Origin of the sequence: Luteibacter sp. Sphag1AF (assembly GCF_014192715.1) — a bacterium.
Lineage (GTDB): Bacteria > Pseudomonadota > Gammaproteobacteria > Xanthomonadales > Rhodanobacteraceae > Luteibacter.
The window spans coordinates 142,566-167,294 of record NZ_JACHYH010000007.1 but is presented as its reverse complement, the minus strand read 5'-3'; the positions used below and the strand labels follow the sequence as shown (position 1 = coordinate 167,294).

Below are 24,729 nucleotides of genomic sequence, written 5' to 3'. Positions count from 1 at the left end.
GTGTTCACTCGCCCCAGTGCATCGTCAGGTCCAGCACGACGCGGGACTCGCGTTTGCCGTCATAAGGCTGGTTATGCCAGCCGATACCCCAGCCGAAGCTGAGGCCCGCGCGTGGCTCGAAGGTTTGTCCGTAGCGCGCGCTTGCCTGCCAGTCGGTGGCAAAGCCCCGTTCGGCGTACTGGCCCACGGCCACGTCGATGCGCTGGCGCCACTGGGTGTCGTAGAACTGGTGCAGCAGGTTTTCCAGGCGCGCCGTGGCGGCCCAGGAGTTGTCGCGTTTCGGATTGAAGTACGGACGATCCGGCAGCGTGTTGTGCGAGCCGCCCAGTTCCACGCCGCCATCCAGCGTGAGGTTGGGCGCGGTGTAGACGCGCTGCACGATGGAAGCCAGCCACGCGGTGCGCTTGTTGTCGTCGCTGAAGCGACCCTGTGAGGCGGTGACCTTCACCTGGGTCAGTTCGCTGGCTCGCCAGATGACGGAGGTATCCAGCGTCTTCGCCGTGATGCCGTAGTACTGCGCGCGCAGCGGCACATCCGCACCGGCACTGCTCCAGTCGGCAGCCACTGCCCAGTGGTCGGTGATGGCATAGGTAGCGCCAGCTTCGAACGCCGTGCGGCTGACGAAGCGATCCGTCGAGGGCAACGCCTGCACGTAGGCTTCGAGGCCGCGCGCATAACCGCGCACGCCGAGGCCGAAGCGTTCGCGCTCGACGTGGCCTTCGGGGAGGTCTGCCGACGCGTAGCGACCAATACCCAGGATGCGCCAGTGATCGGCAAGCAGCGGGCTCATGATCGTGGCCTGGGTTTCCGAATCGCGGTCACCGTAGTCCGGGCTGCTGCCCTTGCCGTTGGCCTGGGTGATGTCGAACTGCCAGCCGCGCTCGCGTTCCCAGGATTGCCGCTCCTGCTTCACGCGCGGACTGCGTGGCGCCAGCGATTCGGCATCCTGAAGCGCGGGCTCGACACCTGCGTAATCGTTGAGTGCGCGGTTGGCATCGACCACGCCCAGGTCGGCGCCGATGTCGTTGGTGTCCAGTGTGCCGGCGATGGTCAGCGTGTCGGACGCGCGACGCGGCCAGCCACGGGAAAGTTCCGACATGCCCAGCTCGCGACGGATGGCCGCGTTGGCCGGAGCCTCGTCGCTCATGGCCGTGAGGCGGCCGTGCGCTTCGGCCAGCAGACCCACGTATTCGCGCATCAACGCTGCATTCAGATCAGCGTCGACCTTGCGGGAGTTCTGCAAGGGCGTCGGGGTGGCAGGGCTGCGAATCCAGCGCGGCTCGCTGTCGGCCAGCTTGTCGATGGTCTGGAACGCATCGGTGGTGCGCTGCGACTCCAGATAGGCGTAAGACAGCTCGATGCGCGGATCGGCTTCTTCACTGTCGTACGGACCCGGGTCCTGGCGGATGCTCTCTTCAAAGAGTTTTGCCGCTTCTGCGGGCCGATGCTGTTGCAGCAGCGCGTCGGCGACCGAGCGCTGGGCATAGGCAGGAATAGTGACGTTCTGCGCGCGAAGCCGGTCATATTCGGCTACCGCTTCGGGCGCCCTGCCCGCCTTGTCCAGTGCCACCAGGCGATCAATGCGGGCACGATCAGCGATGTCTTTCATCTCCGGACGCGGATCGTTGATGAGCTGGTCGAGGCTGGCTACCGCCGCATCGGGCTCGGCATAAGGCACGCGAGGGTCAACTGGCTCGGCATCGCCCCAGCGGATTTCATGCGCCACGACATCGGCGCGCAAGCGCTGCAACGGCACAGGGGGAAGCATGGGGCGCTCAGCCCGGGCCAGTTCCTCCGCACGCACGGAACCACCCAGCTCACTCACCAGCGTAGCGCGCATCACCTGCGCCTCATGGTCTTCGGGCCAGCGGGCCAGCAGGTCTTCCACGTGGCGCAGGGCCTCGTAGCGATGGCCCGTGTCGCGCTCATCGGACACCCGTCGCATCAGCGAATCGCGGGATACCGGTTCGGCTGTGGTGGCGGCCGCGGCTGCGCCGGGCAACGCAAAAAGAGCGACAGAAATGGCGAGCGCCAATCCTGTGGCCTGTACCCCTGAACGTACGCTCACCCAAACCTCCTGCCGATTACGTCACTAAGTGACGCAGTCGTCACGTTCGGTAACCTAGCCAAACGATTGTGAAGTCCTGTCGAAGGCCACCGACCGTGGGCTTCGACGTCATCGCTTCCGTTGACGCGCGTCAATGTTGTGACGCGTCATCGGAACTTAGCTGTGGCGGGAGCAAGTTCCAAGCCATTCCGTCGGCAAGACCCCCATTTTGCCAGAGATGCATAGCCATGGCTTCCCCTCCGTGCGATATAGTCGTTACACCACGCATCCGGTGCGCACGTTGAGCGATCCCCTGCCCCCTGTTGACGACGCGTTGCATGAGGCATTGCCTCGCTTTGTGCAGGCCCATCAGCGCCTGTTCGTTATTACCGGCGCGGGCATCAGCACGGACTCAGGCATCCCGGATTACCGCGATAACGCCGGTGCCTGGAAACGCAGCCCTCCCATGACACTCCAGGCCTTCATGGGCAGCGCCCGTGCCCGCGCCCGTTATTGGGCACGAAGCATGATCGGCTGGCGCTCGTTCGGCAGGGCCGAGCCCAACATCGCCCATCACGCGCTTGCCGCCATGGAGCGCACGGGCCATATCGAGCTGCTGCTGACCCAGAATGTGGACGGTCTTCACGAAGCCGCAGGCAGTCACAACGTGGTGGATCTTCACGGACGCCTCGACCGCGTACGCTGCATGACCTGCGGCGACATCACCCCCCGCTCCCTCTTCCAGAAGAAGCTCGCCGAAGCCAACCCGCTCTGGCTGGACATGCAGGCGACCATCGCGCCCGATGGCGATGCGGACCTTGATAATGCCGATTTTGCATCATTCCTCGTGCCACCCTGTCCGATTTGCGGGGGCGTACTGAAGCCCGACGTCGTGTTCTTCGGAGAAAACGTGCCCCGCGCACGGGTGGACACGGCATGGGCGCACCTGGCCCGGGCCGATGCCATGCTGGTGATCGGCTCCTCCTTGATGGTCTATTCGGGCTACCGCTTCGTGCGGGAAGCTTCGCGGCGCGGGCTGCCCATCGCCTCGGTCAACCTTGGGGTCACCCGGGCGGACGATCTGCTGGATCTGCGCATTCCCCTGCCCATCGCCGACGCGCTGGCGCCTTTCCTGCCCTGATCAGCGCCGCGCGCGGAAGAACTCGCGCAGCATCGTGGATGCGCGCTCCGCGTCCAGACCACCCTCTGCGATGACGCGATGATTGTGCCGGTCGGAAATCAACGTGTCGAAGACGCTGCCGGCTGCGCCGGTCTTCGGATCGGTAGCGCCATACACGACCCGGCCGATGCGCGCGTGAACCATGGCCATCGAACACATCGCGCACGGCTCCAGCGTCACGTACAACGTGGCGCCGGGGAAACGATAGTTGGACAGCGCCTGGCCACCCGCGCGCAACGCCTGAATCTCGGCATGGGCCGTGGGATCGTTGAGGGTGATGTTGCGATTCCATCCCTCCCCCACGACGCGACCATCCACGACGAGCACGGCGCCCACGGGCACTTCGCCCTCCGCATCGCGCGCATGCGCGGCCAGTTCCAGCGCGCGCGCCATGAAGGCGTGGTCGGCATCGGAAAACGACGATTCGGCGGGTATGGGGGGCGGCAGTACGTCGGACATGCGTGCAAGTGTAATTCAGCGGCGCACGCACGAATGCCTTGATGTGACTCACGGCCTTGACCCGTCGCGACCCTTCGGAGAGGCTTGGACGATTGCCCCCCGGAGACGCCCCCATGCCACGAGTGCTGCTTTGTCTCGCACTTTCCCTCATAAGCACAGGGGTGATCGCTGCCGTACCGGTATGGGGCGCGCGACAATCCAGCCCCGCCGACACGTCGCCTGCAACACTGAAGCCCGGCGAATGGATCTGGGGCGCGGACGGCAAAGTGAAGGGTCCGATGGCCGTGATCGTCAGCCTCACGGAGCAGCGCGCATACGCCTATCAGAACGGCATTCTGGTGGGTGTGGCAACGGTCAGTACCGGACGGGAGGGCTACCGTACGCCAACGGGCGTGTTCACGATCCTGCAAAAAGACAAAGACCACCGCTCGAACAAATACAACAACGCGCCGATGCCGTACCAGCAACGCCTCACGTGGGACGGCGTGGCACTGCATGCGGGCGGCGTGCCGGGCTATCCCGAGTCGCACGGTTGCGTGCATCTGCCCACGGGATTTGCCCGGGCCCTGTTCGATGCCACGCCACGCGGCATGACGGTGGTGGTTTCCGAAGAAGGCGCGTCGCCGGCCAGCGTGGTGCATCCACGAGCCATCCTGCCCATTGATCCAACCTCCGGCGCGGTGACGGTGAACACGGAGTTGCCCGAAGGCCAGACCTTCACATGGCATCCGGAGACCTCTCCGGAGGGCCCGCTGTCCATGGTGCTGAGTGCCGCTGATGATCTTCTGGTGGTTTACCGCAACGGCGTTGAAATCGGCCGCACCCGCATTGTCGTTACCGACAAGGAAGCCAGCGGCACGCACGCGTACATCGTGGCGGAAGGCTTCCTGCCTGGCGACAACCCCCTGCTGCACGGCACCCGCATGCCGAACTGGATCACCATCGGCATACCGGGCCACGGCGAAGAGGCAGGCAAGGTGCTGGACGCACAGGCCATCGACCGCGTGGTGATTCCGCCCGATTTCCTTGCCGGCCTGCTGCCGCTACTGACGCCGGGCGTGGTGCTGGTGACGACCGATCAGAACATCCTTCCCGGCACCACCTCCGGCGGCCAATTGCAATTGCTGGACGCGAAACCGCCCACTGCACTGAGCCCGTAACCGACAGGCACCTACAACCAACGGCTGACTGGCGCGAGTGCTGTGTATGCGTAGCATCACGAAGGCACTTCAGCGCATCTGCGCAATCACCTGCATGCACGCGATCGCTTCGCGCGCGGGCGCCTGCCCGCTCATCTGCCCGTTGCCCTGTCCGGAGATATCTCATGAGCCACTCCAGGAATTCCTCCCGCCCGTTTACCATCGTTCAGGGGCACCGGCCCTCAGCCAGGACGCTTTCGCTTCTCGACATCGGCGAATCGCGCCTGGAGCACGATGACAATCTCTACGTGACACTCAAGAGCGGCCGCTTTACCGAAGCGCATCTGGACGACGGAACATGGAATGGCGCATTCACTGTCGAAACCGAGTGCACGCCCGGTCGCAAGGTTATCGCCGTCGCGCGGGATCTCATCGCGAAACACCCGGATTACACTGAAAACAACGGCCACTCCATCATTTTTGGATATGAAAAATTTGGTGTCGCGTTCCAGGGAGATGTGCTCAACGAAATCCTGTCCGACAATGCCTTGTTCACTTATTACTTCAACGGCGTATGGATGGAATATGTTGTTTCATTGAGCGACTTCTTCGAATACCGCACCCTGGGGCCCATCGCCCAGCTTGATGCGGCGAGCGTAGATCTGCGCTTCTGGCTTCTTCAGACCCAGTTTGGCCCCTCGCACGAAGAGTTCGTCAAGGCCGTTCGCAAGGTGGGATACATCCCGCTGAACGTGTTCGTGGGCATCATGGCGCCAGGCAAGGAAACGGTGATTCGCACTCCCGGCAGCGAGGCGTACGTCGACACGCCGCTTGGCCGCGTGCCCGGAGGCCTGCAATACATCGACTTCTCGCAATGGTCCGAAGGCAGCGTGACCTATTCGGAGGGTGACCTGAAGACGTTTCCGTCGGCATGACGGGAACGGCTGATGCGGCGGCGATCCGCTGCATCAGCCGTGTTGGTGTACCCGCCCCTCCGGAGATGCTTCATGGCCGCCGCCACTCACACTTCCCGCCCTACATCCGTCCCCTTCGCCGAAGGCAATGCACGGCTCGTGCACGATCCGCGCCTCGTGGCAAACCTCACGTCCGCCCGCCTTTTCGAGGCCGAAGCATTCGGATTGTGGTCCCTGAGTGTGACCCTCAAAATCGAATGCACCGCGGCCGACACCATGCTGACCATCGCGCGGGAGCTGTTGCAGGATCACCCCGAGTACACGGCCGGCGGCGCGCATTCGATCATCATCGGGTACGAGAGATCTGGCCTCACATTCTCCGGTGAGACACTGCTTGATCTGCTCCAGGGAGGCACGCGCTATCCCTACTGGGTCAATGACGCATGGCGCAACGGCCGCGAAGATCTGTCCGGGTACGTTTATCTCCAGACCGTGGGACCGGTGGTTGATACAGCACAAACGTTCATCGCGCCGGCCTTTCTGATTCAGCAGGCATTCGATGGCATCGAGCACGACGATTTCGTGGCGGCGGTGCACGCCCGGGGCTACATGGCGATCAACGTATTCGTGGGGTTGAGCGCGCCCGGCAAGGAGACACTCCTGCACACGCCCGGCAGCGAAAACTACGTGGAGTCCGACTTCGGCCAGGTGCCTGGCGGCATGGCGTACCTGGACCTGCGCCGCTGGACCGGCGGCACGCAGGACTTCACGGGTGCCGACGTGGACGTTTTTCCGGATCAATAAACATCTGCACCAGATCGTGAGCCGCCCCGCTCCCACAGAGCGAATGGCACACGGCTATCATGCGTCCAGCCCTTTCATGGACACATGCATATGCAGACACGCCGCCAGTTCCTCGCCCTGTGTGCCGCCGCCGGCGTGATGTTGACAGTGAACGCCCGGGCCCTTGGCAAGCGCGGTCCTCTGAAAGCGGTGCGCGCCACCGCCATCACACAGGTGTCTGGCGATGGCGTCAGGCTGAGTGCCGTGGCCATCGAGTACGGCGCGCCCATTCAATCTGCCCTTCTGTCGCGTGACGATTTTCGGGTGGAGGGGCGCACCGTCACGGGGGTCTACACGGCAACGTCGACAAATCCGGGCAGTCGCGCGGATGTCGGGCGCTACGTGATCGTGACGCTGTCGCCTGACGATCCCGATGCGCTGCTGGCGCAACACAAGCCTGGGAGCAGTAAAAGTGTGCCGGGCAAGGCCGGCCACATTCCTTCGTACAACACAACGTACGCGGCGGCAAAGGCCACCATTGCCGAGGCGAATGAAGGTATTTCCATAACGACCAGCCAGGTCAGAAACCTCATCGTGGAGGACTTTCTCCAGCGCGAGTTTCGCGACCCGAAGACCGGCAGGTCGCTTCGCTACAACCTGTTTGTGCCCAAGGGCTATGACGCGAAGAAGTCATGGCCGCTGGTGTTGTTCATGCACGATGCCGGCGCGACCAGCAACGTGACGCGCACGACCCTGTTTCAGGGACTGGGCGCTATTGCATGGGCCAGCCCGGAAGATCAGGCAAAACGCCCCTGCTTCGTGCTGGCTCCGCAGTTTGACGAGATCATTGCAGACGACGACTCCGATACATCCAGCGCACTGGACAGCACCATCGACCTGATCACTGCGCTGACTCACGAATACAGCATCGACAGCAAACGGCTGTACGTTACCGGACAGTCCGGCGGCTGCATGATGTCGATCGCGATGGACATCAAATACCCGGGATTCTTTGCCGCCTCCTTCCTTGTGGCTGGCCAGTGGGACCCTGCACAGGTGAAGCCGCTGGCAACGCAGAAGCTGTGGATTGTGGTGTCCGAGGACGACGACAAGGCCTTCCCCGGTCAGAACGCCATCGTGGATGTGCTGACCGCAGAAGGCGCAAGGGTAAGCCGCGCCACGTGGGACGGCACCTGGACGGCGCCGCAGTTTCGCGCGGCGTTCGACCAGATCGACGCTGCGCACAGCCCCATCAACTATGTGACGTTCGCCAAGGGCACGGTCACTGCGCGGGGTCAATCAGGCATCGGAACCAGCGGCCATCGCAACACATGGCGCATTGCCTACACCATTGAGCCGATCCGCGAGTGGCTGTTCCGCCAGCACGGCTAGCGTGAACGCCCCAGCCGGCTGATCACGCGCACGTAAACCAGTTCGCTTACCAGTTCCACCAGCGTCTGCGTAACGATGACGGCAGGCAGCACGGGCATGGCGCCCGGCACAGCCAGCGCCAGTGGCAGAACGACCAGCGAATTGCGCGTGCCCGCACTGAAAGCCACCGCCCGGGCAGCGGCGGGCTCCAGTCGAACGAGCCGGGCCACTGTCCAGCCCAGCGACGGCGCAAGCACGGCAAAGGCGGCGTATACAGGCACCACGCGCCATGCCGCCCCGCCCGCCAGCCCGAGCTGCGGCACCACCGACGCGACCACCACGAACAGCACCAGCGCGGTCGCTGGCACGGGAATCAGACCAAGCAGGGATGCCACGCGTTCACCCGCCCGCCTGCGCGCCGCCCAGAACCGGGTGGCCGCCGCGAACAGCAAGGGAACAACAATCAGCCAGAGGAACGCGTGCAGAAAAGGGCCGGCTTTCACCATCTGCGCGGCATCCGAGCCCAGAAAAGCAGCGAGATAACCCGGCAGCACCACCATTTGCACGAAAAGCAGCACCGGCGTTGCGGCCAGCAGCAATCGGGCGTCCGCCTGCCCCAGATGCGCGAAGGTCACGACGTAATCAATGCACGGCGCCAGCAATACCAGCAGCACGCCCAGCCGGATCATCGGCTCCGCTGGCACCAGCCAGATCAGGCCCGCGACCAGCAGCGGCACGACGGTGAAGTTGGCAGCCAGCAAGGCCGCCAGAAAGCGGAAATGCACGAAGGCACGACGCAGTTCGGCCATGGGCACCTGAAGGAAGGTGACGTAAAGCATCAGCGCCAGCGCGGGATTGATCAGCGATTCCAGCGCAGAGGTTGCCGGCACCAGCAACGCAACAACGGCCGCCAGGGCGACCGCGCAGAAGTAAATGACGATCTGGCGACCTTCGAGGGCGTCGCGAAGTTGCTGCATGCGGGAAGAGCCTGCTCGGTACATCAGATACCGATTATGGCTTCGCGGCATGCAGCGCGACACACTCCGCCGGGCGAGGTCGGAGTGTGTCGTGGTCAGAATCAGGCCATCAGCAGAGTCTTCGGCTCCAGATACGCGCCCAGTCCCCACTTGCCCATCTCACGCCCCATGCCGGAGTGCTTGAATCCTCCGAACGGTGCGCGGGGTTCATGCGACAGCGTGTTGATGAGCACGCGCCCTGCGTCGATCTGGCGCGCCACCCGCTCGCAACGCGTCAGGTCCTGGCCAAATACGACGGCGCTCAGGCCATAGCGCGTGTCGTTGGCAATCACGATGGCATCGGCTTCCCCGTCATAAGGAATGAGGGTGAGCACGGGACCGAAGATTTCTTCGCGAGCGATGCGCATCTGGTTATTCGCGTCGGTGAAGATCGTTGGCTTCACGAACCAGCCCCGGTCGAGGTCGTCCGGCCGGCCTTCGCCGCCTGCCAGAATCCGCGCGCCCTCTTCGGCACCAAGCCGGATGTAGCCCTGCACACGCTCCCACTGCTTCGCGCTGACCATCGGGCCAATAGCGGTGTCCGGATTGCGTGGATCACCCGACTTCACCTGCGCCACAGCGGCCGTGGCGACCGCCTCGAATTCCGCAAGGCGCTCACGCGGCACCAGAATGCGGGTGCCTGCGATGCAGGCCTGCCCGCTGTTGAGGAAGCCGGCCGTCAATACCAGCGGCATGATCGCGGTGAAGTCCGCATCGTCGAGCACGACGGTCGGGGACTTGCCGCCCAGCTCCAGCGTCACACGCTTCATGGTGTCGGCACCTGCGGTAATCAGATGCTGGCCCACCGCAGACGAGCCGGTAAAGGATATCTTCGCCACATCAGTATGACGGGCAATTGTCTCGCCCACCACGTCGCCACGGCCATTGACCACATTGAACACGCCCGGCGGCAGGCCCGCTTCATGCAGCGCTTCAATGACGACCTGTGTTTGCAGCGCACTCATCTCGCTGGGCTTGATGACGGCCGTGCAGCCAGCCGAGAGCGCCGTGGCGAGCTTGTTGCAGATGAAACCCGCATTGCTGTTCCACGGCGTAATCAGCCCGGCGACGCCGACCGGCGTGAGGATGACCCGCGCAGTGCCCGCCTCTTCTTCAAAGGCAAATGCTTCCAGTGCGTCGATGGCCTGGGCAATCACGTCTGCCGGATACGTGGCCATCCAGCGGCCGCGCGACAACGGCGCGCCGTACTCAAGGACGATGGCCTCCATCAGTTCATCTTCGCGGGCAGCGATGGCTTTATGCATACGCCTCAACACCGCAACGCGCTCTTCGCGCGAGGTCCGCGACCAGGCAGGAAACGCTGCCTTGGCGGCGGCGATGGCGCGCTCGGCGTCCACCTCGTCGCCGAGGCGCACCTTGCCAATCACTTCCTCGGTGCTGGGGTTGAACAGGTCGAACCATTCCTCGCCGTGCGGCGTGACGAATTGTCCGTTGATATAGATGTGTTCGATGCGCTGCATGACGGGTCCTTCGGGTGGGATGCCTTGCAGTCTAGAGAGCGTATATTGTCCTGATAAGCCACTTCATAACTGATGTGTCATCCCGAAAATCAGGACACTTTCCCCATGCACCGCACCGGACTGACCGAACTGGAAGTGATCCTGGCCGTGGCACGGCGCCAGAGTTTTCGAGCCGCCGCCCAGGAACTGGGCATGTCGACAACGGCGGTTAGCAGCGCCGTAGCCGGACTGGAAGCGCGCCTGAAAGTGCGCCTGTTCAACCGCTCCACCCGCAGCGTGGCGCTGACCGATGTAGGGCAACGCTACGTGGAACGCATCACGCCGGCGCTGGCCGAAATCCGTAGCGCAGGTGATGAGGCGGGCGTGGGGCCGGATATTCCCAGCGGCACGCTGCGCATCAACGCACCGCAGGCCGCGGCCTTCCTGTTGATGGACACCCTGCTCGGCCCGTACGCCGAGCGCTATCCCCAGGTGCGCGTGGACATCGTGAGCGAGTCGCGGATGATCGACATCGTGGCCGATGGCTTCGACGCGGGCATCCGCCTGGAAGAATCCGTGCCGCAGGACATGATCGCCGTGCCGCTGTCGCGCGACGTACGCATGCTGGTGGTGGCGACGCCGGAGTATCTGAAACAGCACGGCACGCCCACTCATCCGCGCGACCTTCTCCATCACCAGAGCATCGGCATGCGCATGTCGCACGGCGGCATTTACGAGTGGGAGCTCGCCTGCAACGGACAGAAACTGCAAATGGATCTGCCCGTGCGCATGGCGTTGACCGAAATGACCGCCATCAAGCAGGCCATCCTGCGCGGACTGGGTATCGGCTTCATCTCCGACTGGTTCATCGAAGAGGAGCTTGCCTCGGGCAAGCTCATTCCCGTGCTGGAATCGTGGTGCCAACCCTTTGGCGGCCTGCGCCTGTACTACTCAGGCCACCGCTTCGTGCCCGCCCGCCTGCGGGCACTGATCGACCTGATACACGAACTCCAGCTGGCCAAAGCCTGAGGTCAGGCGGGCCACTTCGACATCCTGGCCTGGTGCGGGCGCACGCAATCAGGTCGCCGCGCGATGCGGCTTCGCCAATCCCGGCACGCTCCGGCGCAGCTTCGTGACGCACGTGGGCGTTTCGCCTGCGATGTACCGGTTGCAGGCGGGTCGCTAAAGATCGGGCCGATTTCGCGCGAGGCGAAACACGCGATGAGGACGCAGCGCAGCCTCGAGGCTGGCATCCGGATGCAGATAGTCGGCCTCCGGGGCATGCACGAAACCCAGCCGTTCGGCGAGCCTGGCCGAGCGCAGATTGGGATCGGCAATGGCCGCGATCAGCGCGTCCGGCGCCTGCGGAGGAAGTGCGTCCAGCACAGCCGTCACTGCCTCGAAGGCAAATCCGTTCCACCAATACGCCGAGCCAAAGCGCCAGACGGCTTCGGTGGCAGGATACGTGGGCAGACCTTCTCCCACGGGTTGCAGCCCGGCCAGGCCAAGAAACCGCCCCGCGTGATCGGCTACGTGGAAGACACCATAGCCATTCGCAGCGAACTGCACCTGATAGCGGGCAAGCGCGGCGACCGAACCGTCGATGAGACCCGGACCACCCAGCCAGCAAAACACCTGCGGGTCGCTGTTGAGCGCCACCAGGTCATCCAGATCACCGGGACGCCAGGGGCGTAGTTGGAGTCGGGGGCTTGTGATCATCGTGGGGTCGCGGGAAGGCTTGCCATGCTTATAAGTAACATTAGGTATAGATTCTAAAACATTAGTCTTAAAGCAAAATACCCGAGACGAACCAAGCCGGAAACGCTGAGCAACCCGGTCTACGCCCCTCCGTCGGGACTGGATATGACCCTCGTTACCCGAAATATCTGCATAGTCAATAAAAGCGTTTTATTCGCTACGCGGGTATTTTTCCGCAACCGACAGCGCCAGAAAGAGAAACGCCCGCTTTACGCGGGCGTTGTATTACTCGCGGACTGGGAGGATCACTCCCACTCAATCGTCGCCGGCGGCTTGCCGCTGATGTCATAAACTACGCGAGAAATGCCGCGCAACTCATTGATAATGCGAGTTGATACGGTATCAAGGAAGTCGTACGGCAGGTGGGCCCAGTGGGCTGTCATGAAGTCGATGGTTTCTACTGCGCGCAGAGCGATCACCCACTCGTAGGCACGGCCGTCGCCGACTACGCCTACCGAGCGTACCGGCAGGAAGACGGCGAAGGCCTGGCTGACGCGGTCGTAGAGGTTGGCTTTGCGGAGTTCCTCGATGAAGATCGCATCCGCGCGTTGCAGGAGGTCCACGTATTCGGGCTTCACTTCGCCGAGAACGCGCACGCCGAGGCCGGGGCCCGGGAACGGGTGGCGGTAGACCATGTCGCGCGGGAGGCCCAGCTCTACACCGATGCGGCGGACTTCGTCCTTGAACAGCTCGCGCAGCGGTTCCACGAGCTTGAGCTTCATGGTTTCCGGCAGGCCGCCGACGTTGTGGTGGCTCTTGATGACGTGAGCCTTGCCCGTCTTGCCGGCAGCGGATTCGATGACGTCGGGGTAGATCGTGCCCTGCGCCAGCCACTTCACGCCTTCGAGCTTGTGCGACTCTTCGTCGAACACCTCGATGAACAGGCGACCGATCACCTTGCGCTTGGCTTCGGGATCTTCCACGCCTGCCAGCGCGTCGAAGAAGCGCTTCTTTGCATCCACGCGGATGACGTGCACGCCCATGTGCTCGGCCATGGTGGCCATGACCTGGTCACCTTCCTGGAAACGCAGGAGGCCGGTGTCCACGAAAACACAGGTGAGCTGGTCGCCGATGGCCTTTTCCAGCAGCGCTGCCACCACGGACGAATCGACGCCGCCGGACAGGCCGAGCAGCACCTTGTCGGTGCCGACCTGCTCGCGCACGCGGGCGACGGCGTCTTCGATGATGTGGCTGGCGTCCCACAGCGTGGCGGCGCCGCACAGGTCCACGACGAAGCGGCGAAGCAGCTCCAGGCCGCGCGTGGAATGGGTCACTTCCGGGTGGTATTGCAGACCGTAGAAGCGACGCGATTCATCGGCCATTCCCGCCAGCGGCAGGCTCGGCGTGGACGCGATGGCCTGGAAGCCTGCCGGCATCGCAGTAACGCGGTCGCCGTGGGACATCCACACGCCCAGCGTTTCGCCCTCGGCGACCACGCCCTCAAACAGCGCACTGGTGCCAAAGCGAAGATCGGCAGGACCAAACTCGCGGTGGTGGCCCGCTTCGACCTTGCCACCCAACTGCTCGGCCATGGTCTGCATGCCGTAGCAGATGCCCAGCACGGGCACGCCCAGCTCGAACACCGCCTGCGGCGCGCGCGGGGAGTCAGCCTCGGTCACCGATTCCGGGCTGCCGGACAGAATGACGCCGCGCGGTGCGAAACCGGCGATTTCTTCCGGAGCGTGATCCCACGCCCAGACTTCGCAGTAGACGCCGATCTCGCGAATGCGACGGGCGATCAGCTGCGTGTATTGCGAGCCGAAATCGAGGATGAGGATCTTGTCGCTATGGATGTCGGTCATCGTGGGGTCCAGCGATTGAGAATGAGTGCAGGCGTCGCGCCCGGGGCGGCAGCACCTGAAAAGCAAGACGCCCGGCATGTGTCGGGCGTCTGCATGGCCTGGATGGACGCAACGGGTGCGTCAGTCCAGGCGGTAGTTGGGAGCTTCTTTCGTGATCTGGATATCGTGCGGATGCGCTTCATGCACGCCCGCGCCGGTCACCCGCACAAAGGTGCCCTTCTCGTGGATTTCGGCCACGGAGGCAGCACCCATGTAGCCCATGGAGGCACGCAGGCCGCCAATCAGCTGATGGATGATGTTGCGCAGCGGACCACGGTACGGCACACGACCTTCGATACCCTCGGGCACGAGCTTGTCGGCGTCGGCTTCGTCCTGGAAGTAACGGTCCTTCGAGCCGAGCTGCATGGCACCGATGGAGCCCATGCCACGGTAGCTCTTGTACTGGCGACCCTGGAACAGCTCGACCTCACCCGGCGCCTCTTCGGTGCCTGCGAACATCGAACCCAGCATCACGGACGACGCGCCGGCGGCGAGCGCCTTCGGGATGTCGCCGGAATAACGGATGCCGCCGTCAGCGATGAGCGGAATTTCGCCCTTCAGCGCCGTGGCAACCAGGTCAATGGAAGTGATCTGCGGCACACCGACACCGGTGACGATGCGGGTGGTGCAAATGGAGCCGGGGCCCACCCCGACCTTCACGGCATCCACGCCAGCGTGCAGCAAGGCCCGGGCAGCTTCGCCAGTGACGATGTTGCCTGCGATGACCTGGACCTGCGGGTAGCGCTTCTTGACCCAGCCGGCACGGTCGATCACCGCCTGCGAGTGGCCGTGAGCCGTATCGACAACGATCACGTCCACGCCCGCTTCCACCAGGGCTTCCACGCGCTGCTCGGTGTCGCCGGCCACGCCGACGGCCGCGCCAACCACCAGGCGCTCATGGGCATCCTTTGCAGCGTTGGGGTTGTCCCGCGCCTTCTGGATGTCCTTGACGGTGATGAGGCCGCGTAGCTGGAAAGCGTCGTTGACGACCAGCACTTTCTCAATGCGGTTGCGGTGCAGGAGTTCGAGCACGGCGTCGTGATCGGCGCCTTCCTTGACCGTGATGAGGCGGTCTTCCCGCGTCATGATGTTGCGAACCGGATCATCGAGCTTGCGCTCGAAACGCAGGTCGCGACTGGTGACGATGCCAACCAGTTTTTCGCCATCCACCACCGGCACGCCGGAGATGTTGTGAGCGCGGGTGAGGCGCAGCACTTCGCTGATGGAGGTGTCGGGGCGAACGGTGATCGGGCTGCGGATGACGCCAGCCTCGAACTTCTTCACCAGACGGACTTCAGCCGCCTGCTGCTCGAAGGTCATGTTCTTGTGGATGATGCCCATGCCGCCGTTCTGCGCCATGGTGATGGCGAGGCGGGCTTCGGTGACGGTATCCATGGCCGCCGACACGATGGGGATATTCAGTCGCAGGCCACGGGTGAAGCGCGTGGAGGTGTCCACATCACGCGGCATAACCGTGGAGTGGCCGGGAACCAGAAACACATCGTCGTAAGTCAGTGCCTCGGCAAGGATGCGCATAAGCATTAGTCCCGCGAGTAAATCGCGGCATTATACCTCCCCTGCGTCGTTTCGTGTAGGAGCAATGTAGCGGTCATACCTGCGTCAAGCCGACGCAGCGTTCACCAAATGACGCCCACCCGCGGCAGGCGCCCTGCACGAGCTGCCATTCAGCCGCGGTCGATGGCCTCGGCCGCTTCCAGCGTGTTTTCCATCAGCGTAGCGACCGTCATCGGGCCCACGCCGCCCGGCACGGGGGTGATCCATGCGGCGCGCTCGGCTGCGGGCGCGAACTCCACGTCACCCACCAGACGACCGTCTTCCAGGCGATTGATACCTACGTCGATGACGACGGCGCCTGGCTTGACCCATTCACCCTTGACCAGGCCCGGCTTGCCGGCGGCTACGACAAGGATGTCGGCCTGAGCGACGAAGCCTTCCAGATTCTCCGTGAACTTATGGCAGCAAGTCGTTGTACAACCTGCAATAAGTAACTCAAGCGCAAGGGGTCTACCGACGTGATTCGACACGCCCACGATCACCGCGTGACGTCCGCGCACCGGACGATCCGTATGGCCAAGCAGCGTCATCACGCCCTTGGGCGTGCACGGACGAAGGCCGAAACGGCGCAGCGCGAGGCGACCGACGTTCACAGCCTGGAAGCCGTCCACGTCCTTGCCCGGGTCGATGCGGTCAACCAGCGCATCCTCATCAATGTGATGAGGCAGCGGCGACTGCACGAGAATGCCGTGCACGTTCGGGTCGGCATTGAGGTTGTCGATCAGCGCGAAAAGCTCTTCCTGACTCGTGGATGCGGGAAGGTCGTAGCCGAACGACGTGAAGCCAATCTGCTCGCACGCCCGGCGCTTGTTTTTCACGTACACCGCAGAGGCCGGATCTTCTCCCACCAGCACCACGGCAAGTCCGGGCGGGCGCTTGCCTTCGGCCACGCGCTTGGCCACACGAGCGCCAATGCGCTCAAGTAATTCCTGCGCAATGCGCTTGCCGTCAAGGATGCGTGCGGTCATGGTGTTTGTTTCGTAGGCGGATCGCGCATTATCGCCTCTTACGCCCCGAACCGACAGAGACTGTGTCATGGAAACCGCACCACCCACGCCTGCCGTATTGCCGTACCCGCGTGACCTGCAACGCGGTCGCGTTGCGCTGCGCCCGTATCGGCACACGGATGCAGCCGCCATGGCCGAGGCTGTGGGCGAATCCATCGACACCGTGGGTCGCTGGCAGGACTGGTGCAACCCAGGCTACAACCTCAAGAGTGCGCAGGACTGGATCGAGTATTGCCTGCGCTCGTGGTTCACGGGTGACGAGTACGAACTGGCCATCGTTGATGCTGCATCCGATGCATACCTTGGAGGCATCGGCATCAATCAGCGCAACCGCGAGCATCGCTTCGCGAACCTGGGCTACTGGGTACGCCAATCCTCACAGGGCCAAGGCATCGCCCGCGCAGCCGGACGACTTGCCGCGGAATACGCGTTTGCCACGGTGGGCGTCACGCGCCTGGAAATCGTGGTCGCCACGACGAATGTGCCCAGCCGGAAAACGGCCCAGGCCATTGGCGGACAGCTGGAAGGCATTGCGCGCAACCGGCTCGTGCTTCGCGGCGAAGCCGTGGACGCGGCGATGTATTCCATGATTCCCGCAGACGTCCTCGGGAAGCCTGGCGCACGTTAGCCAGCGGCCGAGCACATCCGTTCGAGATCGACGTAACCGGCGAAGTGGGCATGGGCGCCGCAGCCGGGGCACTCCGGGTCGCGCGGGAGGCGCAATTCTCGAAAACGCATTAATAATGCGTCATAAGTCAATAATCTTCCGATTAATTTCTCACCCATATCAAGCAACATCTTAAGTGCCTCCGTGGCCTGCAAGAGCCCCACCACGCCCGGCAAAACACCCAGCACACCCGCCTCGCTGCAATTGGGCGCATCGGCGGCCGAGGGCGGCTCCGGGAACAGGCAGCGATAGCAGGGTGAGGTGTCGTTGCGCGGATCAAACACGCTCACCTGTCCGGTGAAGCGCTCGATGGCCGCGTAAACCATGGGCAGCGACAAGCGCCGGGTGGCTGCGGCCAGAAGATAACGGGTGGCGAAATTGTCGGCTCCGTCCACCACGAGGTGATGTCCGCGCAGCAGGTCTTCGACGTTATCGGCCTGCAATCGCTCCAGGCGAACGTCCACTGTGATGCGCGGGTTCAGTGCCAGCAACGTCATGCGCGCCGACTCGGCCTTCGGCATCCCTACCCGGCTGTCGGTATGGACCACTTGCCGATGCAGGTTGGAGCGTTCGACGCGGTCGTCGTCAATCAGGGTGAGATGACCCACGCCGGCTGCGGCCAGATACAGCATGGCGGGCGAGCCCAGCCCCCCGACACCGATGATGACGACACGCGATTGAGCCAGTGTCGCCTGCCCGGCTTCACCGACCTGCGGAAGCAGCATCTGACGGCTGTAGCGCTCGGCGGCATCCACGTCCATCGCGCCGACCACGGTCGGCAGCGCGGCCGCCTTCCATGCATGGAAGCCACCGGCCACGGAGCTGACACGGGTGTAGCCCAGACGCTGCAAAGCTTCCGCAGCCAGCAGGGAACGCTGGCCGCTGCCGCACAGAAGAAGGATGTCGCGCGAGCGCACAGGCTCCAGCGCCTCGATGCGCAGTTCAAGGAAACTGCGGGACAGCCCGTGCGCGCCCACGGGCGTGCCCGAGGTGCGCTCCGCATCCTCGCGCACGTCGATGAGTAATGCGCCTGCTGCTTGCCTGCCAAAAGCCTCGGCCGGCGAAACCTCGTTGATCCGCTCGCGCAATGCCGCGAGCCATTGGTCACGGTTGGGCGTATCGGTCACGAGGTTACTCCCGGGCGGAGACCGCGATTACTTCTCGCGGCGCTTGGCGTTGCGGATGATGCGCTGGCGGCGACGCGCCTGGGCATCGGAAAGCGGATTCTTGCGGCCTGCAAACGGGTTTTCGCCATCGCGGAAATCAATGCGGATGGGCGTGCCTTCCAGCTTGAAGCGCTTGCGGAAAAACCCTTCCAGATACCGGCGATACGCAGGCGCGATGTGCTTGGTGCGGCTGCCGTGAATCACGATGGTCGGCGGATTGGTACCGCCCGGATGGGCGTAGCGCAGTTTCGGCGCATGACCACGAACCAGCGGCGGCTGATAAGCCTCGTAAGCCTTTTCCAGCGTACGGGTGAGTTCGGAGGATGTAAGCACGCGGGTAGCGGCGGAATGCGCGCGCACCACGGCCTTCATCAGCTCCTTCAGGCCCGAGCCATGCAGTGCCGAAATGAACACCTGCTTGGACCAGTCCACGAACTGAAGGCGGCGTTCCAGTGCGCGCTGGCACTGCTCACGCGCGTAGGAATCCATGCCGTCCCACTTGTTGACGGCGATGACCAGCGCGCGGCCTTCCTCGATGGCGTGACCGATCAGCGTGAGATCCTGGTCAGCCAGGTTCTCGCGTGCATCGACCAGCACAATGGTGACCTGCGAAGCCGCAATGGACTGCAGCGTCTTGATGACGCTGAACTTCTCCACGGCCTCTTCAACGCGGGCGCGGCGACGTACGCCGGCCGTGTCGATCAGGGTGTACTTCTTGCCATCGCGCTCCAGCGAAACGCGGATGGGATCGCGGGTGGTGCCTGCCATGTCGGACACGATAAGGCGGTCTTCACCCAGCAGGCGATTGATGAGCGTGGACTTGCCGGCGTTCGGACGACCCACGATGGCCACGCGGATGCCGGAGTCTTCCAGGCCCGGATCATCGTCACGGTCATCCGGCAGGTGCGGCAGCGCCGTTGCCACCAGCACGTCCACACCACGGTTGTGGGCAGCAGACATGGGCAACGTGGAGGCAACACCAAAGGATGCGAACTCGCCAAGCGAGGTCTGCTCGTCGGTGCCGTCCACCTTGTTGACGACCACGACCAGCGGCTTGCCGCTGCGGCGCAGTTCACCAAGGATGGCGGCATCCAGAGGCAGTACGCCGTCACGGGCGTCCACCACGAAAACAAGCAGGTTCGCCTCTTCGATAGCGAGACGGACCTGCTGGGCGGTCAGGCCTTCGATGCCTTCGTCGCTACCGGACAGACCACCGGTATCGACAACCACGAAGGGCCGTTCGGCCAGGCGGCAAACGCCGTAATGGCGATCACGGGTGACGCCTGGCATATCCGCGACAAGAGCGTCCCGGCTACGCGTCAGCGCATTGAAGATGGTCGATTTACCGACATTGGGACGACCGACCAGAGCGACGACGGGCAACATGGGAACGCATTAATCCTAAAAATCAGGGTGTCGCGATGCGATAGGCGCCAATATGACCCTCGACATCTTCGACATACACGGTATCGCCAACCACGAGGGGCTGGGCGCGGATGGGCTTCTTCGACAGGCGCTCGCGACCGGCCAGGCTGCCATCGGTCGTGTTGACCCAATGCACATAGCCTTCCATGTCGCCGACGACGGCGTAGCTGCCCTGAACAGCGGGACCGGTGAGCCAACGGTACTTCAGACCGTCCTGCTTCCAGATGCTGGCGCCGCCGGACTTGTCGAACGCGTACAGGCTCGACTGGTCGTCAGCGCCGAGAACGGCATTTTCATGCACGTCCAGCGAGGTGAACGTGGAGAACGCGTGATTCCACAACGGGCGACCGCTGGGACCATCAATGGCCACCAGCTCACCGTGGTAAGCCGCGGCATAGAGCGTGGTGCCATCCAGAACCACGGCGCCGTCGGAATCGCTGAGGCGATCAATCTCGGTGCGGCCTTCGCCACTGGCAAGCGACTGCTCCCAGAGCTTCTCGCCGTTATCAAGACGCAGCGCCACCAGCTTGCCGGCGTCGGTGCCCATGAAGATCACGCCGTTGGCGACCAGGAGGCGGCCGTTGCCGCGCAGGCTGAGCAGCGGCACGATGGACTGGTCATACGCCCAGCGACGCTCACCGGTGGTGGCATCGAGGCCATAGATGCGGCCATCGTTGGTGCGGGCCACCACCAGGTCACCGACGATAGCCGGAGCGGTGATGACTTCGGAGGAAACCTCGGCTTCCCAGCGGCGCGAACCGTCCTTGGCATTGATGCCGTAGACGTGGCCGTCCAGCGTGCCAACGGCGACGAGGTCACCCGAGACAGCAGGACCGCCGGAGAACAGCGCATCCGGACGAATGGTTTTCTTGTCGCCCCAGCCGAACCAGCCGTGGGTACGGGTGCTCTTTTCCCAAAGCTGCTTGCCGCTGGCGGCATCAAAGGCGGCAATTTTGCCGTCGGTGCTGGCGGCGTAGAGCACGCCATCAGAAACGACCGGACGCATACGCACGCCGGTGGCGGCGGCGCCGTCACCCAGGCTGGATTTCCACACACGCGTCACGGTGACCGTTGGCTTGAAATCTTTTGCCAGCGGAGTCGGCGGCTCGACGTTTTCCTTCTTGAACGAATGGCAGCCGGCCAGAACGACCAGCGACGAGGTCAACGCGATAGCCCAAAAACGTTTCATGCACCCTGCTTCCCGGCCACAGCCAGATCATCGAGTTTCGATTGAACGACGCCGCGTTGCGGCGCACTTTCGCTCATCGCCGATATCGCGGCCTGGTAGGCCTTGCGCGCATCGTCGGAGCGTCCAAGCTTGACCAGCGCATCGCCGCGGAGTTCCTGCTTCAGCGACGTAAACGTGTTACCCGCGATGCCATCCACCGTGGCAATGGCATCGTTCGGCTTGTTCTGGGCGATCTGCACCTGCGCACTGCGCAGCGTGACGAGCGTCTTGAGGGTTTCATCCTTCGCATGAGCCTTTGCCCATTCGAGGTCGGCAAGCGCGGCATCCAGCTTGCCTGCGATGACGTTGCGCTGCGCGCGCTCACCCACCGCAAACACGGCGTAGGAGCTGTCGCTGAAGTCTTTCATCAGCGTGTCGGTGCGCACGTCGATCTCGGTGGTCTTGCTGGCGGCCACGGCGACCTGCAACGCCTGGTACTCGGCGCCAGCGGCTTCGTTGTGGTTGGCCTTGTGGCTCTTCCACTGCTGCCAGCCGAAGATCAGCACGAGGCCAAGAACGATACCCACGATGATGGATACACCGTTCTTGCGCAGCCATTGCTGGACGCGTTCGCCCTGTTCGTAGTCGTCGTAAACGTCGAATGCCATGCAATCACCCACTGCGCTCCGCGCAGTAAAAACCATTGAGAGCCATGAAGCCCGCCGCGGGAAGCAGCAGGCCGGAATAATAGGGAAGCATAACCGAAAGCGCGCGCGAACGGCGCCGGAACGAGCGCCGGGCCGTCATATTGACGACCCGGAACGCGTTCAGAAGGAGATCGGCGTTGCCTTGCCGTCACGAACGTCCACGCGGAAGCGTGCGACGTTGGCGCGGCGGAAGCCGTCAAGCTGAACAGGCTGGCCGTCCAGCGTGGCCTCGGCCCCCGTGGCGTTGCCGATGCGCACGTCCATGGTGGACTCGCTGCTGTAGGACTTCTGGGTGCCGGCTGGCAGCAGACCGTATTCCAGACGCGAGCCATCGGCGGCGGTGACTTCCACCCAGCTGGCGGACGGCAGACTCAGCGTGAGGCTATGACCCGAACCCGACGCTTCCGCCACGGCAGGCACCGGCGCGACGGCTGGACGCTGCGACGCGTGGTCCATCGAGGGCGGTACCATCGATGCCCACAGGGTCTGCTCTTCCTGGCGGGGCTCCGCAGCCGGGGCGGCAGGCCTGGCATCCACCGATGCCACCGTGCTGACCGAAGATGCGGCGGCCGGCGCATCCTGCTGGGCTACCGGGGCAGCATCCAGCGGCGAAAGCCGGGCCATGTCCCGGTCCAGCGTGCCACGCACGCCCAGCCACACCATGGGAACCACGATCACAGCGGTCAGCACCACATACGTGGCGGCGGTAAGGTAACGCTCAAGCAGATACCGGGAGTGCGACACGCCGCCCGTGACCACCAGATCGGGCTGGCGCGGTGTGAGGCGCGCAAGCTCCGTCTCGATGGCAGCCTCGTCCAGGCCCACGTGACGACCGTACTTGGTGAGGTAACCGGCAAGGTAAACCTGGTAATCAATGCCGCCGTATTCGCCAGCTTCCAGCTGGCGCAGCAGCCGGCTGGGCAGGCGCAGGGCCTGGCCACAGCTTTCGACCGTCAATTCACGCGCCTCGCGCGCAGCGCGCAGTCGCGATCCGAAGATCATGGCTTCGGGAAGGTCGATAATTACCCGACCCTCGCCTGCCGGTGGATGTTCGCTCTGGTGCTCCACGGCGTCCTCCATGGGTGCATTTACATTCTGACCGGCGAAAAGATCCTGCTCGCGGTCGTCATGCCCCGGTGTATTTGACTGTACGGATGTCATTTAAGGTGCATTGGCATCGAGGGCGCGTGCGGGCTCCGAATCCGGGAACCTCTCTCGCAGGCGCTTGGCGTAGTCCCGGGCAACCTCCCCGTTGCCCAGACGGAGCTCGATATCGTGACCGAGCTTCAGGGAATCCGGGCTCACCAACCCCAGCGCTTCATAACGCTGAAGGAAGGCGCGAGCACGGAATGCATCGTTCTTAAGGTACAGCACGCGGGCGACCTGATACAGAGCGTCCCCGTTGGCCGGATTGCGATCCAGCGCCTTGCGGAACCAGACTTCGGCGCCCGGAAGGTCGTTGTTGTTCAGCAGGCACGTACCGGCATTGGCCATGGCCAGGTCCGGCGTGTCATAGAAAGGATCGGCCAGCGCGCGGGTGAAAAAGCCCTGCGCCTCGGGAACCTTGCCTTCCTTGCACAGGAATACGGCCAGATTGTTGTTGGCCGCGCCCTTCTTCGGCTCCAGCTCAGCCGCCTTGCGATAGTGCAGCTCGGCGTTGGGATAGTCGCCAATGCGCTCGAACAGCACCGCGATCACGGTATGTGCGGGCGCGTAGTTCGGATCGAACTGCAGTGCCTTATTCAGTTTCTCAAGCGCGCCCTGCAGATCGCCGTTCTGCATGTAGCGCTGCCCGAGTTCGGTGTGTACCTGAGCCCCCTCAGCTTTCTTGTCGGCTGCACTCGGCTCACGAAGCCCGGTGGAGTTGCCTGAGCACCCCACGCTGGCCAGCGCCAGCAGCAACACCATCCCCCACCGCTCAAGCCGCATTCACCGATCCCTCTTCGAGCTTCTTGCGGAATTCCGCCTGCCGGCGGGTACGATCGAGCACCTGCCCCTTCAACTGACCGCATGCCGCGTCGATATCGTCGCCGCGCGTGCGCCGCAGCATCGTCAGAACGCCAGCGCTGAGCAGCTGGGTCTGGAAGTCGCGGATCACCGTAGCGTCGGAGCGCTCGAAGCGAGTACCGGGGAACGGATTGAAGGGAATCAGGTTGACCTTGTTGCGCCCATGCACGCGACGCATGAACTTGATGAGCTGCCGCGCGTGCTCGGGCTGATCGTTGACGCCCTTCATCAGGGTGTATTCGAACGTGATGTGCGTGCGCGGGCGACGCTCGTTGTAGCGGTTGCAGGCAGCCAGCAGCTCAGCCAGCGGGTAACGCTTGTTGAGCGGCACCAGTTCCGTGCGCAGTTCGTCGTTGGCCGCATGCAGCGAGACGGCGAGCGACACGTCGCTTTCCGTGGACAGCCGGTCGATCATCGGAACGAGGCCGGCAGTGGACAGCGTGACGCGCTTGCTGGCCAGCCCGAAGCCCAGATCGTCGCGCATGAGGCTCATGGCCGCGACAACGTTGTCGAAATTCAGAAGCGGCTCACCCATGCCCATCATCACCACGTTGGTGATGCGGCGCTGCTGGTGAGTCACATTGCCAAGATGACGCGCCGCGACCCACACCTGACCGATGATTTCGGCGGTGGACAGGTTGCGGTTGAAGCCCTGGGTAGCTGTGGAGCAGAACTGGCAGTTCAGCGCACAACCTACCTGCGAAGACACGCAAAGCGTGCCGCGCGTGGGTTCGGGGATGTAGACCGTTTCGACGGCATTGCCACCGTCCATGCCAAGCAACCACTTGTGGGTGCCATCAATGGCGGCCTTGTCGAACATCGTTTTCGGCGGCCCGACATAGCAGACCGCCGAAAGCTTTTCGCGAAGGGCCTTGCCGACATCGGTCATGTTCTCGAAGTCGCTTTCGAGGCGGTGATACATCCACTTCATCACCTGCTCGGCACGATAGGGCTTCTCGCCGAGCTGCGCGAAATAGTCGCGCAACCCCTGGCGATCGAAGTCGAGAAGATTGACCTTGTCTGCAGCCTGATTCACGTC

At 63.6% G+C, this 24,729-nt stretch carries 22 protein-coding genes; 7 read left to right on the top strand and 15 right to left on the bottom strand.

The window, feature by feature from the left end; genetic code table 11:
* Window positions 1–4: 4 nt before the first annotated feature.
* Window positions 5–2,068, bottom strand: coding sequence for a poly-beta-1,6 N-acetyl-D-glucosamine export porin PgaA (pgaA, locus tag FHW69_RS16120; RefSeq protein WP_183424120.1), 2,064 nt, complete (start codon window positions 2,066–2,068; stop codon window positions 5–7).
* Window positions 2,069–2,360: 292 nt separating this feature from the next.
* Here pgaA and FHW69_RS16115 point away from each other — a divergent pair, with 292 nt between their 5' ends.
* Window positions 2,361–3,188, top strand: coding sequence for an NAD-dependent protein deacetylase (locus FHW69_RS16115; protein WP_255494861.1), 828 nt, complete (start codon window positions 2,361–2,363; stop codon window positions 3,186–3,188).
* On the opposite strand, the gene tadA is transcribed toward FHW69_RS16115, so the two are convergent.
* A complete protein-coding gene (gene tadA, locus FHW69_RS16110; RefSeq protein WP_183424119.1) occupies window positions 3,189–3,686 on the bottom strand; it encodes a tRNA adenosine(34) deaminase TadA in 498 nt (165 codons plus the stop codon).
* Window positions 3,687–3,799: 113 nt separating this feature from the next.
* Between tadA and FHW69_RS16105 the strand changes: the two genes are divergently transcribed.
* The 4 genes from FHW69_RS16105 (at window position 3,800) to FHW69_RS16090 (ending at window position 7,914) form a co-directional block, all read left to right on the top strand.
* Entirely contained in the window at window positions 3,800–4,846 is a 1,047-nt protein-coding gene (locus FHW69_RS16105; protein ID WP_183424118.1) for a L,D-transpeptidase, read from the top strand.
* Between the two features lie 164 nt (window positions 4,847–5,010).
* Complete coding sequence (locus FHW69_RS16100; RefSeq protein WP_183424117.1) at window positions 5,011–5,760, top strand: hypothetical protein; 750 nt, start codon at window positions 5,011–5,013, stop codon at window positions 5,758–5,760.
* A gap of 72 nt (window positions 5,761–5,832) precedes the next feature.
* The gene (locus tag FHW69_RS16095; RefSeq protein WP_183424116.1) at window positions 5,833–6,543 is read left to right on the top strand and encodes a hypothetical protein; all 711 of its coding nucleotides are present in this window, start codon (window positions 5,833–5,835) and stop codon (window positions 6,541–6,543) included.
* A gap of 90 nt (window positions 6,544–6,633) precedes the next feature.
* Window positions 6,634–7,914 (top strand): twin-arginine translocation signal domain-containing protein, encoded by a 1,281-nt coding sequence (locus tag FHW69_RS16090; RefSeq protein ID WP_183424115.1) that lies wholly within the window; start codon window positions 6,634–6,636, stop codon window positions 7,912–7,914.
* On the opposite strand, the gene FHW69_RS16085 is transcribed toward FHW69_RS16090, so the two are convergent.
* Entirely contained in the window at window positions 7,911–8,870 is a 960-nt protein-coding gene (locus FHW69_RS16085) for an arsenic resistance protein (RefSeq protein WP_183424114.1), read from the bottom strand. The two genes, FHW69_RS16090 and FHW69_RS16085, sit on opposite strands and share 4 nt — an antisense overlap.
* A 101-nt stretch (window positions 8,871–8,971) precedes the next feature.
* Complete coding sequence (locus FHW69_RS16080; RefSeq protein ID WP_183424113.1) at window positions 8,972–10,390, bottom strand: aldehyde dehydrogenase family protein; 1,419 nt, start codon at window positions 10,388–10,390, stop codon at window positions 8,972–8,974.
* Window positions 10,391–10,495: 105 nt separating this feature from the next.
* Between FHW69_RS16080 and FHW69_RS16075 the strand changes: the two genes are divergently transcribed.
* Window positions 10,496–11,398, top strand: coding sequence for a LysR family transcriptional regulator (locus tag FHW69_RS16075; RefSeq protein ID WP_183424112.1), 903 nt, complete (start codon window positions 10,496–10,498; stop codon window positions 11,396–11,398).
* Window positions 11,399–11,551: 153 nt separating this feature from the next.
* Here the strand turns inward: FHW69_RS16075 and FHW69_RS16070 are convergent, their stop codons facing one another.
* From FHW69_RS16070 to folD, 4 genes are all read right to left on the bottom strand, one after another.
* Complete coding sequence (locus FHW69_RS16070) at window positions 11,552–12,088, bottom strand: GNAT family N-acetyltransferase (RefSeq protein WP_183424111.1); 537 nt, start codon at window positions 12,086–12,088, stop codon at window positions 11,552–11,554.
* Window positions 12,089–12,372: 284 nt separating this feature from the next.
* Window positions 12,373–13,929: a glutamine-hydrolyzing GMP synthase gene (guaA, locus tag FHW69_RS16065; protein ID WP_183424110.1), complete on the bottom strand. Its 1,557-nt coding sequence runs from the start codon at window positions 13,927–13,929 to the stop codon at window positions 12,373–12,375.
* 120 nt (window positions 13,930–14,049) lie between these two features.
* A complete protein-coding gene (gene guaB / locus FHW69_RS16060; RefSeq protein WP_183424109.1) occupies window positions 14,050–15,504 on the bottom strand; it encodes an IMP dehydrogenase in 1,455 nt (484 codons plus the stop codon).
* Window positions 15,505–15,653: 149 nt separating this feature from the next.
* Complete coding sequence (folD, locus tag FHW69_RS16055) at window positions 15,654–16,511, bottom strand: bifunctional methylenetetrahydrofolate dehydrogenase/methenyltetrahydrofolate cyclohydrolase FolD (protein ID WP_183424108.1); 858 nt, start codon at window positions 16,509–16,511, stop codon at window positions 15,654–15,656.
* Window positions 16,512–16,578: 67 nt separating this feature from the next.
* On the opposite strand from folD, the gene FHW69_RS16050 reads away from it, so the two are divergent.
* Window positions 16,579–17,178: a GNAT family N-acetyltransferase gene (locus FHW69_RS16050; protein WP_183424107.1), complete on the top strand. Its 600-nt coding sequence runs from the start codon at window positions 16,579–16,581 to the stop codon at window positions 17,176–17,178.
* On the opposite strand, the gene moeB is transcribed toward FHW69_RS16050, so the two are convergent.
* The 7 genes from moeB to rlmN form a co-directional block, all read right to left on the bottom strand.
* On the bottom strand, window positions 17,175–18,344 hold the full coding sequence (moeB, locus tag FHW69_RS16045) for a molybdopterin-synthase adenylyltransferase MoeB (RefSeq protein ID WP_183424106.1): 1,170 nt from the start codon (window positions 18,342–18,344) through the stop codon (window positions 17,175–17,177). The two genes, FHW69_RS16050 and moeB, sit on opposite strands and share 4 nt — an antisense overlap.
* A gap of 27 nt (window positions 18,345–18,371) precedes the next feature.
* Window positions 18,372–19,769, bottom strand: coding sequence for a ribosome biogenesis GTPase Der (gene der / locus FHW69_RS16040; protein WP_183424105.1), 1,398 nt, complete (start codon window positions 19,767–19,769; stop codon window positions 18,372–18,374).
* Window positions 19,770–19,791: 22 nt separating this feature from the next.
* Complete coding sequence (bamB, locus tag FHW69_RS16035) at window positions 19,792–20,997, bottom strand: outer membrane protein assembly factor BamB (protein ID WP_183424104.1); 1,206 nt, start codon at window positions 20,995–20,997, stop codon at window positions 19,792–19,794.
* Window positions 20,994–21,644 (bottom strand): tetratricopeptide repeat protein, encoded by a 651-nt coding sequence (locus FHW69_RS16030; protein ID WP_183424103.1) that lies wholly within the window; start codon window positions 21,642–21,644, stop codon window positions 20,994–20,996. The genes bamB and FHW69_RS16030 overlap by 4 nt, the downstream gene beginning before the upstream one ends.
* 159 nt (window positions 21,645–21,803) lie before the next feature.
* Window positions 21,804–22,844, bottom strand: a complete 1,041-nt coding sequence (locus FHW69_RS16025) for a helix-turn-helix domain-containing protein (protein WP_255494850.1) — start codon at window positions 22,842–22,844, stop codon at window positions 21,804–21,806.
* A complete protein-coding gene (pilW, locus tag FHW69_RS16020; protein WP_183424102.1) occupies window positions 22,845–23,612 on the bottom strand; it encodes a type IV pilus biogenesis/stability protein PilW in 768 nt (255 codons plus the stop codon).
* Window positions 23,602–24,726, bottom strand: coding sequence for a 23S rRNA (adenine(2503)-C(2))-methyltransferase RlmN (gene rlmN / locus FHW69_RS16015; RefSeq protein ID WP_343204039.1), 1,125 nt, complete (start codon window positions 24,724–24,726; stop codon window positions 23,602–23,604). Before rlmN ends, pilW begins: the two co-directional genes overlap by 11 nt.
* Window positions 24,727–24,729: the final 3 nt, after the last annotated feature.

What these genes read in the sequence shown, in the direction of transcription:
- tadA (WP_183424119.1), bottom strand. Translation starts at nt 3,686, where the DNA reads ATGTCCGACGTACTGCCGCCCCCCATACCCGCCGAATCGTCGTTTTCC.
- FHW69_RS16105 (WP_183424118.1), top strand. Translation starts at nt 3,800, where the DNA reads ATGCCACGAGTGCTGCTTTGTCTCGCACTTTCCCTCATAAGCACAGGG.
- FHW69_RS16100 (WP_183424117.1), top strand. Translation starts at nt 5,011, where the DNA reads ATGAGCCACTCCAGGAATTCCTCCCGCCCGTTTACCATCGTTCAGGGG.
- FHW69_RS16095 (WP_183424116.1), top strand. Translation starts at nt 5,833, where the DNA reads ATGGCCGCCGCCACTCACACTTCCCGCCCTACATCCGTCCCCTTCGCC.
- FHW69_RS16090 (WP_183424115.1), top strand. Translation starts at nt 6,634, where the DNA reads ATGCAGACACGCCGCCAGTTCCTCGCCCTGTGTGCCGCCGCCGGCGTG.
- FHW69_RS16085 (WP_183424114.1), bottom strand. Translation starts at nt 8,870, where the DNA reads ATGCAGCAACTTCGCGACGCCCTCGAAGGTCGCCAGATCGTCATTTAC.
- FHW69_RS16080 (WP_183424113.1), bottom strand. Translation starts at nt 10,390, where the DNA reads ATGCAGCGCATCGAACACATCTATATCAACGGACAATTCGTCACGCCG.
- FHW69_RS16075 (WP_183424112.1), top strand. Translation starts at nt 10,496, where the DNA reads ATGCACCGCACCGGACTGACCGAACTGGAAGTGATCCTGGCCGTGGCA.
- FHW69_RS16070 (WP_183424111.1), bottom strand. Translation starts at nt 12,088, where the DNA reads ATGATCACAAGCCCCCGACTCCAACTACGCCCCTGGCGTCCCGGTGAT.
- guaA (WP_183424110.1), bottom strand. Translation starts at nt 13,929, where the DNA reads ATGACCGACATCCATAGCGACAAGATCCTCATCCTCGATTTCGGCTCG.
- guaB (WP_183424109.1), bottom strand. Translation starts at nt 15,504, where the DNA reads ATGCGCATCCTTGCCGAGGCACTGACTTACGACGATGTGTTTCTGGTT.
- folD (WP_183424108.1), bottom strand. Translation starts at nt 16,511, where the DNA reads ATGACCGCACGCATCCTTGACGGCAAGCGCATTGCGCAGGAATTACTT.
- FHW69_RS16050 (WP_183424107.1), top strand. Translation starts at nt 16,579, where the DNA reads ATGGAAACCGCACCACCCACGCCTGCCGTATTGCCGTACCCGCGTGAC.
- der (WP_183424105.1), bottom strand. Translation starts at nt 19,769, where the DNA reads ATGTTGCCCGTCGTCGCTCTGGTCGGTCGTCCCAATGTCGGTAAATCG.
- bamB (WP_183424104.1), bottom strand. Translation starts at nt 20,997, where the DNA reads ATGAAACGTTTTTGGGCTATCGCGTTGACCTCGTCGCTGGTCGTTCTG.
- FHW69_RS16030 (WP_183424103.1), bottom strand. Translation starts at nt 21,644, where the DNA reads ATGGCATTCGACGTTTACGACGACTACGAACAGGGCGAACGCGTCCAG.
- FHW69_RS16025 (WP_255494850.1), bottom strand. Translation starts at nt 22,844, where the DNA reads ATGACATCCGTACAGTCAAATACACCGGGGCATGACGACCGCGAGCAG.
- pilW (WP_183424102.1), bottom strand. Translation starts at nt 23,612, where the DNA reads ATGCGGCTTGAGCGGTGGGGGATGGTGTTGCTGCTGGCGCTGGCCAGC.